A 17,188-nucleotide genomic window follows, 5' to 3' on the forward strand; every position below is an offset into this window, starting at 1 on the left:
TCGACGATAAGTAAATGGATATGTTTTTTGGGCGGATCCTCATAGGAACATCGGGATGGGACTATGATGACTGGATAGGACCTTTTTATAAAACAGAGAGGGGTCTTTTCAGCCAGTATACACGTGTATTCAATACTGTTGAAATAAATTCCACCTTTTACTCGTTACCAGGGAAGGGCTTCATCGAAGGATTGCTGCGCAGTGCGCCTAGAGGATTCGTTTTTTCCCTAAAGATGTATCGTGGGATAACACATAAAAAGCTCTTAAACCCGAAACTAATCACAGAAGAATTAGACTTGTTTTTCAAGCTTATAAACCAGCTGGGCGGCAGCGGAAAGCTGGGAGCTATTCTCATACAACTTCCACCCAGACCTAAAAATGATGTTCCCTGGTTCAAGGATTTCCTTGAAATGCTTCCCAGAGAATACCGCTTCGCGGTCGAGTTCAGGCATCCGAGCTGGCTCAACGACGGGACATTTAAACTATTACGAGAGCATAACGTCGCCTACGCGATAGTTGACGAGCCACTCCTACCCCCAGAGGCCGTTGTGACTGCAGACTTCACCTACATTAGATGGCATGGGCGAGGAGAAAGACCCTGGTATTATTATCACTACACCGAGCAAGAGCTCAAGGAGTGGGCTCTAAGAATAAACCAGCTGATAGGAAACGTGTCTCTTCTGTTAGGGTACTTCAACAACCATTTCAGGGGGTTTGCGCCGCATAACGCTCTGCAGATGTTATCCCTCCTAGGTATGCTTGATCGCGAGAGGCGGCAACTGTTAAAGGAAATGGACGAATACTTCCAGAAGCTCCCAGAAAAGTCGGCTAGTAAGGCTAGAACGGCTGCTTTAGAGGGGAATGTAGACGAGGTTCTCAAGGCGTTGGCTGGTGATAAAAGGTACGAGAGGGGGCTTGAGATCAAGGATGAGGCTGTCACATACACGGTGGCTGGAGACCGGGTTATCGGTAAGGTTAAGGAATATGATGTATACATAGACTTAGACTCACGCATAATTAGGCATAACTGCGAGGATTGGCGAAAATCTCTAGAGGGCAAACGTTTCTGTAAACACATGGTCAAGTTCTTTCTAGTCATTCCTCGAGACCTTGCCCTGAAAATTTTAGAAGACATTATAACCAATATGGATGATTGGGAGTTCGTGGCAGACAAATCGGAACAGGGAGAATAAGTTCACAGTCTTCCGATATCAGTCTAAGGTAGTCTCCCCTTGCGAAGACGTACACAGTGTAGGCAGCGGTTACCGCGTCCAGCACATCTCCATCCTTTTCTTGATCCTTAATATGCAGTCCAAGCTTTTCCAACCCCTTCCTCAACTCGTCTAGTGATCTTCTTTTCCTGGGCAGACAAAGAACATCTTGAGTTCCACCCGGATATACTTCAAGAACTTTTATACCCCTTCGAGACAACGCCTCAGCGAGTCTTGACCCCCTGTACATCAACTTCTTCATGGCCGGCAAGCTAGGTGGAAAAAACTTTATTCCAAGCTCTCTCATAATCCTCTCGCAACCTCTAAGTCTACCTTGTTTAGGATAAGTCAAAGGAGAATCTATGCCGACTATGTCGGGCTCTAGGCTAAACATTATATGGAGTATCTCAAGGTCATCAAAGGCTCTGTATACTCTAACGTTTTTCTCATTGTCTAAAAATGCTATACAGGTTGGTCTTGATTTTGATGCAGTAAGGTCTATTCCTGCATACAGCATGGCTAGCGCGGCAAGGTGACACCACGCTGTCCCTGGTATTTACCCTTATAGGTTATCACGTCGCCCTGGATTCTATAAAAAGCTACGTGGGCAAACCGCATACCCTTCCGCAGAATGATTGGAAAGGCTCCACCGTGGATTTCTATTGTTATCTCGCCCTCAAATCCTGCATCGATTAAGGTGGGAGGTATTGATACGCCCAGACGGGCAAAAGTGCTTCTAACTCCTATTAGACCAGCCACATCGGGAGGCATTTTTATATATTCTAATGTTGTCACCAATACCTTCATGTATGGTTGAAGTACAAAGCTGTCAGTCTTGAAAACCTTGTAGTAATCGCTTAGCTTTATTTCTTTAAGCTTGTCAGGATCTAATGGTTCAGGGTTATTGAGGAGAACGGCTACCTCCTCACCTATTCTCAGATCTATTCCATTTTCCCTTATTATCTCCTCTGAGAAAGGCTCGATGACGAGTTTTCCCTCCTTTACTAGTCGAAGTAATTCAGCACCTGACAGCATAAGTTAGGTAAGATCTCAGGGGTTAATGGGTTTAATGTTTAGCTTTAAGCGAATTATAATATTCACAGATATCCTTTAGCGGGCACTCGAGACATGCAGGTCTTTTAGCTTTGCAGATATTTCTACCTAAAAGTATAAGGAGCAAATGGGCAGTGAGCCTCTTCTCTGGGCGAAAAACTTTCTCGAGATCTTCTCGAATTGCCATATATGTTTTTGCATGCGTTAATCCGAGCCTTCTAGCAACTCGCCTGACATGGGTATCTATTGCAACGATCGGGTAACCATAATTTGCAAGGAGAACATCAATAGTTTTGTCCCCTATACCCCTGATCTTCCCAAGTTCCTCTCTAACTCTCTTTTCCCCCTTTTTTAAAAGATTTGTTATATCTCCGTCGTATCTCTCAACTATAAGCTTTGCAGCCTCTTTTATAGCCTTAGACTTAGTCGACTGAAGACCTGCAGGCGAGATGGCTTCTTCAAGATAATTTTCATCAACGCTGGCTAGTAAATGGGGCTTTATCCCAATGCTTTCCTCTAGTTTTTTAATTGCCTTAAAGGTATTTTTTTCGTTTGTGTTTTGTGACAGGATGGTAGCTACGAGTACCTTAAAATAGTCTCTGCCAAGGGCCGCTTTTAAAGCAGCAAAATCGTCGGGACTTATCTGGAAGGTCCTGCTCAGTTTATCCAATATCGTGTCTCCAAGCTCGTAACGAGAACTCACAAGACTACGCTGTGGAAAACATTAAATTATTTTACCGCAGAAAGAGGCTGTGAAGAAACTCAGGATACTTGTGACTAACGATGATGGAGTCAGTGTGGGTCTACAGGCACTCGCCGATGCCGTCTCCAATCAGGGCCATGAGGTTTTCATAGCAACTACAGCTAATCATTCAAGTGGAAGTAGCAAATCTATCTCCTTCAGAACCAAATACAAGTTAGTCGAACTCTTCGGCAGATACAGTGCTGTAATAGTAGACTCGACGCCTGCTACAGCTGTAGGAGTTGTACTCGACTCATTTGATAAATCATTCGACTTCATACTAAGCGGGGTGAACAGCGGCCCAAACCTAGGACTATGGGATGTTTTATCCTCTGGAACAGTGGGAGCAGTTTTAGAGGCGACTATCAGAGGGTTTAAAGGAATAGCTGTCTCCTTAGTTGCACGTGCTTGGTCAGACTATAAAAACTTTGATTATGATGTTTACTATAGAGCTGCTAGAGTAGCTGTCGGTATACTCGAGAAGCTTTCGGAGGCTAAGTGGGAAGCCCCCCTCCTCAACGTCAATGTTCCCGCCTGGACCCTTAGGGGGGTAGCTGTTGCGATTTTAGAGCAGGGAATGCACACAGAAGTATACACTTGTCACCAAGACGAATGCGACATGAGTCGATGGACTTTAGAGCAGGCATATTCTTGTGTAACGCCAGGGAGTGATGTCTGCCTCGTAAAGGAGGGATACGCTACGGTAACACCCTTGAGTTTCATTTCGACAGTAAAAACGGAATGGTTAACCAAAATTTTAATAGGCTAAGAGAAGAATGACAACGGTATACAGAGGGATATGTATGGGCGACAAGGCTAACGTTGTCGTAATAGGTGGAGGACCTGCCGGCATGACTGCTGCTTCCAGGATAAAGAGAATACACCCTGAGTGGAGGGTCATGGTGTTTGAGAGGAGCAAGTACGTGAGCTACGCTCCATGCGGCATACCTTACTTTCTAGGAGGCTATGCTAAAGACATCGAGGAACTGGTTCATTATCCCCTCAGAGTATTCAAGGAGGAGAGAGGAATAGAGGTATATACAGAGACAGAGGTCGTGGAAGCTGGCAATGGTTTCATTCGCGCGAGGTTCCATGATGGATCGGAGAACACCTTCAGTTGGGAAAAGCTTCTAATCGCAACAGGAGCCCGGCCTAGAATCCCTCCCATTCCTGGAGTCGAATTAAGCGGCGTTCTTACAATACGTACTCTTGAGAGTGGCGAAGAGGCACGCAGAGCTGTAGATGAAGCTAAAAGAATTGCTATTATTGGAGGCGGCTACATAGGTCTCGAGCTGGCTGATAACCTTAGACGTATAGGTAAGTCCGTGATGCTTTTTGAAATGCTGCCACACGTTATGCCGACGCTTGACGCCGATATCGCGCAGCTAATTGAAGCAGAACTTATCAGAAATGGTGTAGATCTGCATCTCGGCGAAGCTCTGCAAGCACTAGAAGGCCATAAGAAGGTCGAAAAGATAGTAACGGACAAAGGTGAATACAAGGTTGATTTGGTTTTCCTTGCTACTGGCGTAACGCCGGAAACGCATATAGCCGAGATGCTCGGGGTACGAAAAGGAAATACAGGAGCCATAAGCACGGATCCCTCTATGCGAACAAATCTTGAAAACGTGTATGCTGCGGGAGACAACGCTGAGGCAATAAACCTTGTGACTGGGAAGCCTGACTGGTTCCCTCTTGCACCTGTAGCCAACAAGATGGGTTATGTTGCCGGAGCCTCGATATCAGGAATAGAAGCAACTTTTCCCGGTGCTCTTGGAACAGCAATAACTAAAGTGTTTGATCTTGAAGTGGCAAGAACCGGCTTAACTGAGGAGAGAGCTATAAAAGAGGGATTTAACCCAGCCTCTGTCGTTATAAAGGCAAACTCTCGGGCTAGTTACTACCCGGGTGGCTCACCCATGACTGTTAAGCTGATAGCTGATAGGAACACGGGAAGACTTCTAGGAGCCCAAATTGTTGGTAGCGATGGAGTTCTAGCCCGAATAGACGCCTTGGCCGCTTTAATCGGTAAAGGAGGAAATGTTCGAGACCTCTTCTTCAGCGACTTAGCTTACGCTCCTCCATTTGCTCCCGTCTGGGACCCCGTTATTGTTGCTGCTCGGGTTCTTCTTGGAAAAATTGAGAAGGAGTAGTCTCATCTCGATTTTTATATGCCACGTAGAGATAGCCGCCGAATAATAGAGAGACACCTCCAATTAGTGAAAGAAATGCTGAAATAATGCTTTCTAGGAGAACAAGTTCCTCATTGTATTTCGCAAAATAAAAAGTTAAGAATACTGTAGAGCTACAGCTACTGCAGCTTCGATTAACTAGCAAGGCGGCCGGCTTATCTTCGAAATAAATAAATCCTGAAGTATTTTTCTGGGCATCTCTTATTATCAGCCTGCCAACCTCTGTGGAGTTAGAGTTCAAGAAGACAAGGCTGAGGTTCACATAGCGATCACCATCATATGTAAGGTTATAGTAAGTCTTTAAGGAAAGACTCGAGGGGAGCTCAATTCTTGTTGAGTTTTTCAGTGGAAGCCTTATCATAACAGGAATTTTCTCATGCATTGCAAGATGATAATTAACACTCCACGCCAAGGAAGAACCTATAGCCAGTAGGACAAAACCTAGGATTATCAACTTTATGGGAAAATCTTTTCTCTTCTCCTCCAAGGCTTGGTCGACGTGTTATAAGAGAAATTTACTGATAAATCTTACTGGTTCTTGAATCGTCTTATCCCAATCTTAATCTTTATATCGCCTATTTCCCAATCAGCGACAAGATCCCCTTTGACGTCTTCTTCATGTGAAACCATGAAGAGAGCCTTGGATCTGCTTTCAGTTCTCAAGTAATCTTCATAGCCTTTAACGAGTTCAATGAACTCGCCAGGTATGTAGATTGTTGTCTCAATATACTCATCTATGGAAAGGCTGAGCTGCTTTCTCATGAACTGTATTCTCCTGAGAGTATCTCGGGCGAGCCCCTCGGCAAGTTCTTTCTCGCTAATGTTGGTGTCAAGCACTATAGTCCCCCATGTAGTCGTATCTCCATCGTAATGTTCCCTCCAAGACTCCAGGATCTCGAACATACTCTTCTCTAGGTGGAAGACTCTTCCCGCCACCTCTAGGTCGATTGAGCCTTTCTCAGCTAAACTTCTTGCAACTTCCTCTTTTTTCTTATTTACCTCCTCGATGACCAGGCTAGTATACTCTCTCAACGTAGGTCCCAGGAGACGATAAACTGGTTCAACCTTGACTGATTTGTAGGATACGAGTTCCTCGGCTGGACGAACTTCAACCTTCTTTACGTTGACTTGTGAAGCTATTATACGATCCATCATCCGTACGCTCTCAGTTATCTTTGGATCACTTGTGAAAATATACAGAGCTGGAAGAGGCTGCCGTATCTTGATTCCATTTTTCATTCTTAATGCTAAGGCTTTTTCAACGATCTCCCTGGCAAGGCTCATCTTCTTTTCTAACTCAGGGTCTAAGAAGTCATCACGAGGCTCAGGCCAGGATAACATGTGGATGCTAGGAGGCGCTTCCTCATACCTGAAGGATTCGAGATAGATTCGCTCTGTTGTAAAGGGTATTATAGGAGATGCTATCACGAGTAAGCGTTTCAAAACATAGCTTAACGTAGCGTATGCAGCTATTTTTTCATACGATGCTTCTTCGATCCAAACTCTGGGTCTTATAAGCCTGATGTACCAATGGCTAAGATCTTCAACCACGAAATCTCTTATGAGTTTTACAGCACGATGTATGTTCAATGTGTCAAATGCGTTTTTAACTTCACGAGCAACAGTCTCAAATCTGGACAATAACCACTTATCCTCTATTGACAGTTTGTCAAGGAGAGCGTCAACCGGATATTCCTCAGGGTTAAACTTGTCTAAGCTCATGTATAGGGTCGCAAAGTAATAGACGTTCCAAAAGATGTTCAAATCAGAGTATACTTCCTCCAATCCTTTCCACGAGAACTTCATGTCCTCCCAGGTCGTAGTTCGCAGGACAAACCATCTGAAAACATCCCTGCTTCCATACTTATACTCTAGGACTTGGCGGGGCTCTACATAGTTCCCCAGCGATTTGTGCATTTCTCTTCCTTGCTCATCCAGGGCGAAACCATGCATCAAGACTCGACGATAGGGGGCTTCATCGAAGGTTATTATTCCACTACGCAGGAGTGAGAAAAACCAGCCCGCTATCTGGTCATGCCCTTCTATGATCAAATCCGCGGGGTAAAGTTCCTTGAATTTTTCACGGATTTGAGGATAGCCAAGACTGGCATAAAAAGCAACTCCGGAGTCTAACCACACGTCCAGCACGTCGGGCACCCTCTTCATAATGCCACCACATTTGGGGCACCTAAGTGTGACCTTGTCTATCCAAGGACGGTGCAAGTCTGGGATTTCTAGTTTCCCTCCGGCAAGCTCCTCTAATTCCTTCTTGGAGCCAACTACAACCCTCTCCCCGCATTTCTCACACACCCAGATGGGGGCTGGAGTACCCCAATATCTCTGACGTGAGATTATCCAGTCTCTAAGACCGGCAAGCCAGTTCTTGAAGCGCGAGTACCCCGCCCATTCCGGAACCCATTCAACTTTCTCAGCCTCTTCTAATAACCTATTCTTTAGATGAGTTACGCGAATAAACCACTGTTTAGTCCCTCTAAGAACAAGGGGAGTTTTACAGCGCCAGCATATGGGGTATCTGTGCCTGATGACTCCAGAGTGGAAGAGATATCCTTTTCTTTTCAGGTCCTCGATTATCACTCCGTTTGCATCCCTAACGTTTAATCCAGAATACTTTCCGGCCTCCTTTGTGAGGCGCCCCTTCTCATCGACAAGTACTACGATGGGTAGGGAGTACCTAAGACCCACTATGTAATCCTCTTCTCCATGTCCGGGAGCGCTATGAACCAGACCTGTCCCCTCTTGAGCCGAGACAAATTCCTCTGATAGGACAACCCTGTGTGCATCCGCCAGCCCTTTTTGGGCATCTACTTCGTCGGCGAGAGGGTGCAGATATCTTAGCCCCTCAAGCTCAACACCTTTTACCTCCTCCAAGACCTTATATTCCGTAATCCCGGCCTCCTTCAAAACAGCTTCTAACCTATCTTTAGCTATGAGAAGTATATCTCCCCTAACTTCAACCCATACGTATACAAGCTTAGGGTTAGCCATCACTGCTACGTTTGCAGGGAGGGTCCACGGAGTAGTAGTCCAAATTAGTATGTATCTATTCTTTTCATTAGCAACGGGGAACTTGACGTATATTGAGGGGTCTTCTAGCTCTGTGTACTCTGTAACCTCATAGTCTGCTAGCGTTGTTTCACATCTGGGGCACCAATGTACAACTTTCAATCCATAGTCAAGAAGCCTTTTCTCCTCAGCCTTCTTTACAAGCCACCATGCCCCCTCTATATATCTAGCGTCCATCGTCGTGTATGGTCTCTCCCAGTCCATGGAGACTCCGAACTCTTTGAAGTAGGAATTCAAGGACGAAATGTTCTGCTTGACAAACCCCTTGCACTCTTCGATGAATCTATCGACTCCATAATCTTCTATATCCTTCTTTGACTTGAAGCCCAGCCTTCTCTCTATCTGAACCTCAATTGGGAGTCCATGACAATCATACCCCGGTTGGTCATTTACGCTATAGCCCAGAGCCCTATAATAACGGATAACAGCATCTTTGAGAACCTTATTCCATAATGTACCAACGTGTGGAACACCGCTTGAAGCATAGGGTGGGCCGTCCAAGAAGTAAAACTTTGGTTTTCCCCTCGCCTTTTCCCGTATAAGGTCATATATTTTGTTCTCGTACCAGTAGTTTAAAATCTCGCCCTCGTATTTCTTGGGATTGAATTCTTGCGAGAGAGCTCTAACTATGCCCATACAAACCACCTGAAGTCACGAATAACATTAAAATCTAATGTTGGTCTACCATTGAGCAATAATAACGGGTGAAAAGCCGAAAAAACCTTAATTCTCAAATTTGGCGGTGCATTTCACCTACCCTTGAGTCTAAGAACATACCCATATATTTATTTTTCCTTTGTATAAGTCTACCCTTTACACGGGATTGTAATTTATTTTATAACGTTTAACGCTCCACTTAAAAATAGTAACGAATGCCGCATTTCTTTCTAAGGAGAAGCAATGACACTTAAACTAACTTTTGAGAGTTTTTCTTAATCAGTCTTATTGAAAGTAGATAGAGAACTATGAAGGGCAAACCTATTGCCAACGCACTGGTCGGTGTTGGATCCGGCGTGATTACAACTAGAATTGACAGGGTCAGTAGAATCACATAGCGCCAATTCTTTTCCAATGTCTCGTGATTTACAAGACCCACTTTATTTAGAGCGAGAATAACTAGCGGAAACGTGAAGAATATTCCTATCGCTACAGAACCTAAGAAAACATTCTGGTAGAAGTCATGAATTGCAAAGTATGGAGAGGCTCCTCCAAGCTTTGCAATCCATAGAGCTACTAGAAAGGTTAGGGGAGTTACAATAAAGAAGCCGTACGCTACTCCCATTATAAAGAGGAAGTTAACCGCGAATAGGTACTTTTTTATAATCTTCTTCTCATGGGAATAAAGGCCGGGTTCCAAGAACCTGTAGATGTAATAAAGCGTGATCGGGGTTGATACAGTGACGGCAATGAGCCCGGACATTATAACAGCTGCCATGAGACTATCAAACCACCCATGTGAAATAAGAATAACTTTGGAGTCGTTCAGTCCCAGTGTCAGAGACAATTGACGTGTTATGGGGTGTTCATCGTGAGAAAGCATCACTCTTTTAGTGAGGTTCATAAAATAAAAGGCCAAAGGAGTATAGCTAGGAAGAAGATGAGGAGCTGGGAGCACTAACAGGGAAGCGATAACTCCTACCCAAACAATGAGTATCTTACGCATTGTTTCCAGTAGCTCATATACGTGTTCGAGTAAAGGTTTCTCAGGCAGCTCTGACATAATCCTTTGTACAATGAAAGCTACAAGTTAAATTTATATTATTCCATACGTCTTAAACACGGTGAAAAAGGTTGGCAAAACTTAAGGTCATTATCGACAGGGATCAATGCATAAGCGACATGGCTTGTGTCAGCTTATGCCCTGAAGTTTTCGAGATGAGCGAGGAAGACGGAAAGAGCCAGATCGTTGCCAAGTACAGAGTTGGAGGTAACCCCGGTGAGGGTGAGGTACCCGTAGAGCTTGAAGAATGTGTGAAGAGTGCAGCCGAAGCTTGTCCAGTATCCATAATTCACGTCCAGAAAATCGAGTGATTTTCTGCGTTTTTCTCAATTTTTTCAAAAACACTTTTACTTCTCGCTATATCTATCTCCTTTTGAACCTTCTCATTTAGAAAGTAAGTTATCACTCCAATCGCGATGCCTATACCAAGCACGACTGTCTCGAAAGTCGTACTAGAACTAGGAGCAGAGGTCGTGTCTTTGCTTGTTGCTGGAGGGTTCCAGTCTTTTATATCCTTGAACCCCCAAGATCGGAATAGGGGTGCAAGGTTTTTACCTGCGGCAATACTTAGGACAGCTACAATGTCATTGGTTGTCTTGACCTTTCCGTAATCCCTTATGGCTTGAAAAAGGCTTTTTATAAACGCTTCGCCATTATAGGTTGCGCTTAGATTTTCAATTATATAGAAGCTAGCCAAGTATGCGTCTCCCACTAGTTCTGGAACAGTTGGCCAGTGTTGAATCAGGGATAGATTACCCTCGTAGTATTTGTAAAGTGTACGAGAGGCATTTATCATGTCGTTTCTGAGCTCGGCGACATTATATCCTAGGCTTTCAGCCACACTGATCGAAATGTACTGTGCTAGCCCCTCGTGGAACCATCGTGTTTCGTCATTTGCTTCGACGCCTGCCTTACCAAGAAAAGCGTGAACCATCTCGTGTATTATCGTAGTTTCAAGGTAACCTGGAGCATACCTTATAAGCCCAAGGTTTAACATAATGGGGCCTCTTCCCCCCGCATTGATGTCTTCTCCCATTACGAATCCTAGAGTCGTTATACCTCCCAAGCTCTGTTTGGGTAGATAGAATCTGAATACAAGCTCCTGTAGGGATACTCCTGTCATGCTAGTTAGATTAGCGTAGGCCTTTGAGGCCACGGTTAGAACCCTTTGAGCTAAGGACTTGTAAAAAGGTGGCGACTGGACTCTAATTGTGGTGTCGCGTACACTCGTATTAAAATCAACTGTAGTGACGTTAGAGAGTGTCAGGTATTCTATTACGACCCTACCAGAGATCACGGTAGGAGTGCCGGGAGCGAGAACATATCTTCTATATCCATTTACATTGATCCCCGTTGAGATCGGGGACTCAAGGGTTATTTTGTCAACGTTTGGTATTTTGACATAAACTTCTATGTTGACAGGAGGTGTAGATACAAGCATAGGGCTCATAAACCAGCCTTGGTTGTCGGCAAGCAGGCTAGCATAGGGGAATTTATAGCATATGGAGAGAATTGCCGTACCGTTTTCTCCAGGATTAAGATTGATCGTAGAGTTATAGTAGAAATAAGCGGATGAGGGAGCGTTTACTATTTGTGGAGTACCGTAGCTCTCGCATATTGTGTAGTTTTCGAATTTTGGAAGAGTAAAAAGAATCTTTGTTTTACCCAGTGTCTTGAATGTGATCTTCACGGTGGCATTACCTGTGTCATCTACGTTTATAACGGCTTTGATTGTAGGTAAAGGCTCAGCTTTTAATGCTTGGATATTATTGAGGATGAGAAATGACAGAATGATAAGTAGAATAATACCTGTCGATGTTTCTTTAATTTCTTGTCGTGATGGCATATTATCTGTCGTTGACTTGGAATGACACCTTAATTAGCTTATTGAGTCAAATGAGAAATTATTAACTCTCAAGTATGCTCTAATGGGGGTTAAAAATTTGACCTCAACGATCAATTGTGAGAAAACAGTATTTGTGTCTGACCTTCACTGTAGATCCGGGAGGATTTGCCACCAGTTGGCAATGATCATTAAAGTGTCTCATCTGTTGCAGGCAAGCTGTCTGGTGGTGGCGGGCGATCTGTTCGAGGATCTTCATTATAGAATGAGCACATACCAGCTGAAGTTTGAAATTTTAAAGCTCGGCCTCCCAACCGAGCTTCCACCCCTCATTATCTACACACCTAGTTTTTCCTCGCATGACCCGATTGTCGATGAAGGCTCCATCAATCTGGGAAGATCTAGAATCTATATACGTAGAGTGGCCCATATACAATTGGGGGACGATGAAGTTGTGGTGGCTCACGGTGATATCGGCATCGCAAACGGGGCTATCGCCCACTTAGTTGATAGAGTTGGCAGCCTGGTTGGAAGGAAGTTACTCGTAGAGGAAAAGGTCAAAGAGAAGTTAAACCTCAGGAATCAATGGCTTATCATGGGTCACACACATATCCCCGGACTTGACACAACTCGTAGAATTGGGAATCCTGGTTCCTGGAAATCAGCCTGGGGAAAATGGCTTCCCTACTGGCGTAAACCCACATATAGCCTGATATTCTATGACGGTAAAAGTTTTAGGTTGGTTTATCCTCTAAAAACGATATGACATATTATCATCCTCTCTCGAAAAAACCTTACCATATATTGGCGAAGCCAGGTGATATTGCCGAACGAGTTGTGGTCTCAGGAGATCCCCAACGCGTCGAGAGGGCCTCAAAACTGCTTGAAAATCCACGTGTGGTTAACACCCATAGAGGATACCTTGTGGTTACCGGCAAATACAAGGGTACGGAGGTGACGCTGGCCACTCACGGCATAGGTGCTCCTTCGGCTGCCATTGTCTTTGAAGAATTAGTTATGCTGGGCGCTAAGGTCATCATTAGGGCTGGTACCTGTGGGGCTATTAGGAAAGAGGCTGGATTGGGCACGCTGGCAATAATAGAGGCTTCAGCTTATACTCCAGGGGGCACCTTAGGGATGTATTTCCCAGGTGTTTCATATCCAGCCTACGCGACGCCTGAAGTCGTCCTTGAACTAGAAAACGCGGCTAAGCGCCTTAACACACCATATTTCAGAGGCGTAGCGCTTTCGCATGATGCATTCCACATGGTTGAGCGAAAGGCCCATGAGTGGGCTCAGCTCGGGATCGATTTCCTAGAGATGGAATCTGCTATTCTCTATGCACTTGCAAGGCTACGAGGCTTTAAGGCTGGAGCCGTGGCACTAGTCGTGGACAACATGTCTACGGGACAAGAACTAACCGAAAACAAAACACAATTAGAGCTTTCAATGATAAAAACAGTCTTAGAGGCAATCACATCCTTTAAGATGGGAGGGTCTTGAGCACAAATAAGTGGAATGAACTTAGGGATCTAGCATTAAAACAGCTAGAAGAACACAAGCTTCAAGGACGCGTCGACCAGGATATAGTGTGGTTACTAGATCTAATAAATTCCTCGCCTGATTACTACACAACTAGCAGTTGTAGCGGTAGAATCCAGGTGGCAGCGGGGGCACATCCAGGCGATAAGGGCAAACTTCGTGTAATTGCAAAGTGGCATCGCATTATCCAACCAGAGGAGCTAACCCTTGTATTGTCCTCCACGAATGAAGACAACGTTTGGTTTTCTGTTCACCCCCCGATCTTCCATGTAGTTGCAAGGGATCTGCGAGCAGCTAAACGTCTTCTCGTTGCGGCTAGAAACTCAGGATTCAAGCACAGTGGTATTCAAGGCTTAGGAAAGCGTATAGTCATTGAGATAATGTCTATGGAGAAGATTGAGACACCACTGAGATTACATGGCATACAGATAGTTGGCTATGACTCTTTAGTCTTACTAGTTGAGGCTGCTAATCAAGCTTTATTACGTGGTAAGAGAAGGCTTTCACGTCTGGCCGAAGTATTCTACAGTAGAGATAAAACATCATGAGTGGCATGGAACAAATTTACAGGTCTTGCATCCACTTTTCTGTAGTCCATTCTCGAGCTCTAGGATTCTCTCGCTCTGGGCCCTCGTATAAATGACTTCAATGCATTTTCCCTCAGAGGAGTGTATGTGCAATCTGCTCAATATCATATCCTTGTTGTCTTCTAATGTGCGGTCTATCTTGTCACTCATTTGTGGTTCATAAGATAATATTAATACACCCTCACATGTATGTGGTGTCATGAAGTGGAATTTTCCATTAAGGAATTCCCTTAAAGCCAAGTTTACTATATGAGACCTGTTTGTCTCAGTGGCCTGGACCAGCTTCTCAATCTCTTGGGCCAGCCTCTCATCTATACTTACTCCAAACCTAGCCTTCGTACTCATCACTTCTCACCCTTGATAACGAGAAAAATCAGGTAAAGCGTGAATAGTATTAACCCGAAAGCAGCAGAGGGAGCAATATTCAAGTAAATGGCTAGAAGAAGTCCCATGAATCCCGAAAAAGCCGAGGACAGCATGCTGATCAACAAGACCTCTCGCGAGTTTCTTGCCGAAGTAGCAGCTATGGCTGCGGGCAGCAGCATAACTACATGCTCGATCACAAAACCGACTACTCTCAGCAATCCAACGCTTGCAACAGTCAACAGGGTTATAACGAAGTAGTCGTGAAGCTTAGCATTTATTCCGTTAAGTATAGCGTAATCTCTGTCAACACCAATCAGTACTTCTTTCTCATAAAATGCCAGGGTCAACAAGATTAAAGCTATAGAGGTAACGGCAGCATTGACAGTATCCTCCCAAGAGGCTAAGAGGGGGTCGCCAAGAATATATGACCACAGGCTAACTTTGGCAGGGAACATAGTTAAAATATAGTAGAGGGCTGCCACACTGGCAGATGTTGTAAAAGCCACAAATACAGAGGTGGCTGTATTCTCATCGACCCCTCTGTGGACAAGGTACATTTGAAGATATGATAGAGGAATACTGACAATCACCGCCCATAAGGTAGGATCCCCAGCAAGAAAAATGGACATCATGTAGCCGAGAGCGATTGACAAAAGTGCAGCGTGAGGCAGGGAGGAGGCAAAGAAGTTAAGTCTCCTCGCGGATATTATGGGACTCAACGCACTAAATGCTAGAGATGTTGACATGATGACAATAACCCAACTCAGATCGAGGTACATTTGTGCTTCCACCCCCTGAGCCTAGTGTATTATATGGAGACACTTCTCGATAAACAATACATTCTCACCATAAGCCTTACGCAACAGGTCAAGCCTGAAGATCTCCGAAGGCGAGCCAGCGGCCTTAACGCCCCTGTTAAATACTATTATTTTCTCGCTAAGGTTGACTGTTAAGACCGGGTCATGGGTTGTGAGTAGTATCATCTTGTTTTGCTTCACCTTCCTGATAAATGAAAGAATATCATCCTTGCCTCTAGGATCTATTCCCGAGAAAGGCTCATCCAACAACAGTATCGGAGTTTCCATTGAGAGGGCTCTGGCAACTAATATTCTTTGAACTTGTCCACCACTTAGCGAACTCATTCTCTTATCCGCGAACTCCTGGGCACCCACCAAAGCCAAATAGTCGTCTACGATCGTCTTGCAGTCTCTCTTTTTACAAGTGCCTCTAGCTCTCAAACCTGCTTCTATAAACTCTCGTCCAGTCATGGGATAATTGTAATCGATATTCGATAACTGTGGAACATAAGCCATGTATCTTCCAGCCTTAGAGGGGTTTCCTGTTATTTCTTCGCCGTTAACAAGAACCCTTCCCGATAATGGCTTCAAAAGACCTAGGATTACTTTGAAAAAAGTGGTTTTTCCAGCTCCATTGGGACCAAGAACCGTAAACAGCCCGAAGCCCTCCAGTCTTATGTTCTCGTTTTCCAGTATCTGCTCTGAGTTATAACTAAAGGTTAAGTCCCTGATTTCCAGTGATAAGGTCTCGTGCATAAACTTCCCGATAATTTTAAATAAATGTGCACAAATATATACTTTGTCCCAGTAATGGTTACAGTGGGTGCATAAAACTATGATTGATGCAAAAGGTAATGTGCACATAAGCAGAGAAAGACTGGTGTTTATAATACTCGTAGCTTTGTTATTTCTTGTTTTCTCGGTGTATCTTCTAACACAGGGTAAAAGGACATCTGAGACCAAGAGTGGTTTAAACATAGCGGTAACGTTTTACTCTCTAAAGCCAGATTTGGACCTACTCGTTTGCGAGGGGGACAATGTTTTCTCAATAACACCTGCAGGCGTAGACCCCCATGAATATCAATTGTCTCCCGCGGATATTGAGAAGCTAAAACAAGCTGATCTCATAGTATCAACCGCTCATACGCCTTTCGAGACACAAATACACGAGCTTGTAACACGCGGTGAATTAAAAGCAGTTCTTATAGAGATTCCCGAAATTCCACAAATTAAGATTAGGAATAACCCGATGACTGGTCAGCCGAACTATCACTGGCCAATTTATGACCCGGACAATTACAAGGTATACCTTTCCTATGTCGAGAGTAAATTAGAGGACTTAAGGTCAAACTGTAAGTCAACCTACAAGAGTCACTTAACGCTAATTTTGAACAACATAACAAGGATCCAGGACTCTCTCACGCCTATATCGGTATGCGCGGTCGCTACCTCACCGCCTGTACAGTACGCGGTAGAGTGGACCGGCGTCAAAGTAAAGTACTTGCTTCAAAAAGAAGAAGACCTCCCAGCAACCCCACAGGACATAGCATCCATTGAACAGAGCCTTGCCAGCGGGGAGTGCAAGCTAATAGTGATTGTAGGTAGTACAAGTACTCCGCTTGCACAGAAAGCCCTCGAGCTCTCTGGAAAATACAAGGTAAAGTACATTGTTATACCCAGTCCCATCTCTCCTCAGAGCACACTGAGTAAGATAAATGAAGTCGTAAAGATTCTAAATTCTTTAAAATATTGAGGAAATGAGTAAAAGAAAAGTTTTTCTCATACTATCTAAGTTTAATTCCAGATGAGGAGCGCTGGAACTGCTGAGGATTCTCTATGATGTAGGCTACAACACTCTGATACTTCTCAATCGCTTCTCCAAATTCACCTACACTTGCCCGGCTGCTCACTGGGAGCCGGCTCCCAAGTTACCCTTCTTAGGGGTTATTGTTTTGCTCCTGGTGTTGTCTTTTTCTTCTCGGTGGCGGCTACTACACCTTGGTGCGTGGGGATGTAGGTCTCGATTCTGGTCGGTGCTGGCAGGGTGTATC

Annotated in this window: 18 protein-coding genes; 8 read left to right on the forward strand and 10 right to left on the reverse strand. The window is 44.5% G+C overall.

Annotation, left to right across the window (positions count from 1 at the left end; translation table 11 throughout):
• The first annotated feature begins 20 nt into the window (after positions 1-20).
• Positions 21-1,193 carry a DUF72 domain-containing protein gene (locus tag ACP5KC_RS03290; RefSeq protein WP_428286834.1) on the forward strand — a complete coding sequence of 391 codons (1,173 nt, stop codon included), beginning with the start codon at positions 21-23 and terminating at the stop codon, positions 1,191-1,193.
• On the opposite strand, the gene ACP5KC_RS03295 is transcribed toward ACP5KC_RS03290, so the two are convergent.
• From ACP5KC_RS03295 to ACP5KC_RS03305, 3 genes are read right to left on the reverse strand one after another with little or no spacing between them, the layout of a single operon-like run.
• Positions 1,135-1,728: a DUF429 domain-containing protein gene (locus ACP5KC_RS03295; RefSeq protein WP_428286835.1), complete on the reverse strand. Its 594-nt coding sequence runs from the start codon at positions 1,726-1,728 to the stop codon at positions 1,135-1,137. The genes ACP5KC_RS03290 and ACP5KC_RS03295 overlap by 59 nt on opposite strands.
• A 2-nt stretch (positions 1,729-1,730) precedes the next feature.
• Positions 1,731-2,246 carry a dCTP deaminase gene (dcd, locus tag ACP5KC_RS03300; protein ID WP_052883452.1) on the reverse strand — a complete coding sequence of 172 codons (516 nt, stop codon included), beginning with the start codon at positions 2,244-2,246 and terminating at the stop codon, positions 1,731-1,733.
• 31 nt (positions 2,247-2,277) lie between these two features.
• Complete coding sequence (locus tag ACP5KC_RS03305; RefSeq protein WP_273434398.1) at positions 2,278-2,967, reverse strand: hypothetical protein; 690 nt, start codon at positions 2,965-2,967, stop codon at positions 2,278-2,280.
• Positions 2,968-3,016: 49 nt separating this feature from the next.
• Here ACP5KC_RS03305 and surE point away from each other — a divergent pair, with 49 nt between their 5' ends.
• On the forward strand, positions 3,017-3,775 hold the full coding sequence (surE, locus tag ACP5KC_RS03310; RefSeq protein ID WP_273434396.1) for a 5'/3'-nucleotidase SurE: 759 nt from the start codon (positions 3,017-3,019) through the stop codon (positions 3,773-3,775).
• A 34-nt stretch (positions 3,776-3,809) separates the two neighbouring features.
• Positions 3,810-5,159, forward strand: coding sequence for an FAD-dependent oxidoreductase (locus ACP5KC_RS03315; protein ID WP_428286836.1), 1,350 nt, complete (start codon positions 3,810-3,812; stop codon positions 5,157-5,159).
• Here the strand turns inward: ACP5KC_RS03315 and ACP5KC_RS03320 are convergent.
• The 3 genes from ACP5KC_RS03320 to tatC form a co-directional block, all read right to left on the reverse strand.
• Entirely contained in the window at positions 5,113-5,685 is a 573-nt protein-coding gene (locus tag ACP5KC_RS03320) for a hypothetical protein (protein ID WP_052883456.1), read from the reverse strand. The genes ACP5KC_RS03315 and ACP5KC_RS03320 overlap by 47 nt on opposite strands.
• Before the next feature lie 41 nt (positions 5,686-5,726).
• Positions 5,727-8,918 carry an isoleucine--tRNA ligase gene (gene ileS, locus ACP5KC_RS03325; RefSeq protein ID WP_273434394.1) on the reverse strand — a complete coding sequence of 1,064 codons (3,192 nt, stop codon included), beginning with the start codon at positions 8,916-8,918 and terminating at the stop codon, positions 5,727-5,729.
• A gap of 271 nt (positions 8,919-9,189) precedes the next feature.
• Entirely contained in the window at positions 9,190-10,002 is an 813-nt protein-coding gene (gene tatC, locus ACP5KC_RS03330; protein WP_273434393.1) for a twin-arginine translocase subunit TatC, read from the reverse strand.
• 71 nt (positions 10,003-10,073) lie between these two features.
• On the opposite strand from tatC, the gene ACP5KC_RS03335 reads away from it, so the two are divergent.
• Complete coding sequence (locus ACP5KC_RS03335) at positions 10,074-10,313, forward strand: ferredoxin (protein ID WP_052883460.1); 240 nt, start codon at positions 10,074-10,076, stop codon at positions 10,311-10,313.
• Here ACP5KC_RS03335 and ACP5KC_RS03340 read toward each other — a convergent pair.
• Positions 10,292-11,848 (reverse strand): hypothetical protein, encoded by a 1,557-nt coding sequence (locus ACP5KC_RS03340; protein WP_273434391.1) that lies wholly within the window; start codon positions 11,846-11,848, stop codon positions 10,292-10,294. The genes ACP5KC_RS03335 and ACP5KC_RS03340 overlap by 22 nt on opposite strands.
• Before the next feature lie 226 nt (positions 11,849-12,074).
• Between ACP5KC_RS03340 and ACP5KC_RS03345 the strand changes: the two genes are divergently transcribed.
• Genes ACP5KC_RS03345 through ACP5KC_RS03355 form a run of 3 tightly spaced genes read left to right on the forward strand, consistent with a single transcriptional unit; the run spans position 12,075 to position 13,935 of the window.
• Positions 12,075-12,611 carry a hypothetical protein gene (locus ACP5KC_RS03345; protein WP_273434389.1) on the forward strand — a complete coding sequence of 179 codons (537 nt, stop codon included), beginning with the start codon at positions 12,075-12,077 and terminating at the stop codon, positions 12,609-12,611.
• 38 nt (positions 12,612-12,649) lie between these two features.
• On the forward strand, positions 12,650-13,348 hold the full coding sequence (locus tag ACP5KC_RS03350) for a purine-nucleoside phosphorylase (protein ID WP_191118617.1): 699 nt from the start codon (positions 12,650-12,652) through the stop codon (positions 13,346-13,348).
• The gene (locus tag ACP5KC_RS03355) at positions 13,345-13,935 is read left to right on the forward strand and encodes a tRNA-wybutosine modification methyltransferase TYW3 (RefSeq protein ID WP_428286837.1); all 591 of its coding nucleotides are present in this window, start codon (positions 13,345-13,347) and stop codon (positions 13,933-13,935) included. The genes ACP5KC_RS03350 and ACP5KC_RS03355 overlap by 4 nt, the downstream gene beginning before the upstream one ends.
• Here the strand turns inward: ACP5KC_RS03355 and ACP5KC_RS03360 are convergent.
• The 3 genes from ACP5KC_RS03360 to ACP5KC_RS03370 are packed head-to-tail and all read right to left on the reverse strand — an operon-like array spanning position 13,930 to position 15,893.
• The gene (locus ACP5KC_RS03360) at positions 13,930-14,319 is read right to left on the reverse strand and encodes a ribbon-helix-helix protein, CopG family (RefSeq protein WP_273434386.1); all 390 of its coding nucleotides are present in this window, start codon (positions 14,317-14,319) and stop codon (positions 13,930-13,932) included. The genes ACP5KC_RS03355 and ACP5KC_RS03360 overlap by 6 nt on opposite strands.
• Positions 14,319-15,119, reverse strand: a complete 801-nt coding sequence (locus ACP5KC_RS03365; protein ID WP_428286838.1) for a metal ABC transporter permease — start codon at positions 15,117-15,119, stop codon at positions 14,319-14,321. The genes ACP5KC_RS03360 and ACP5KC_RS03365 overlap by 1 nt, the downstream gene beginning before the upstream one ends.
• A gap of 21 nt (positions 15,120-15,140) precedes the next feature.
• Entirely contained in the window at positions 15,141-15,893 is a 753-nt protein-coding gene (locus tag ACP5KC_RS03370) for a metal ABC transporter ATP-binding protein (RefSeq protein ID WP_428286839.1), read from the reverse strand.
• Between the two features lie 79 nt (positions 15,894-15,972).
• Here ACP5KC_RS03370 and ACP5KC_RS03375 point away from each other — a divergent pair, with 79 nt between their 5' ends.
• Complete coding sequence (locus ACP5KC_RS03375; protein ID WP_428286840.1) at positions 15,973-16,890, forward strand: metal ABC transporter substrate-binding protein; 918 nt, start codon at positions 15,973-15,975, stop codon at positions 16,888-16,890.
• The last annotated feature ends 298 nt before the right edge of the window (positions 16,891-17,188 follow it).

The sequence above is a fragment of the Infirmifilum sp. genome (assembly GCF_049970975.1).
Taxonomy (GTDB): Archaea; Thermoproteota; Thermoprotei; order Thermofilales; family Thermofilaceae; genus Thermofilum; species Thermofilum uzonense.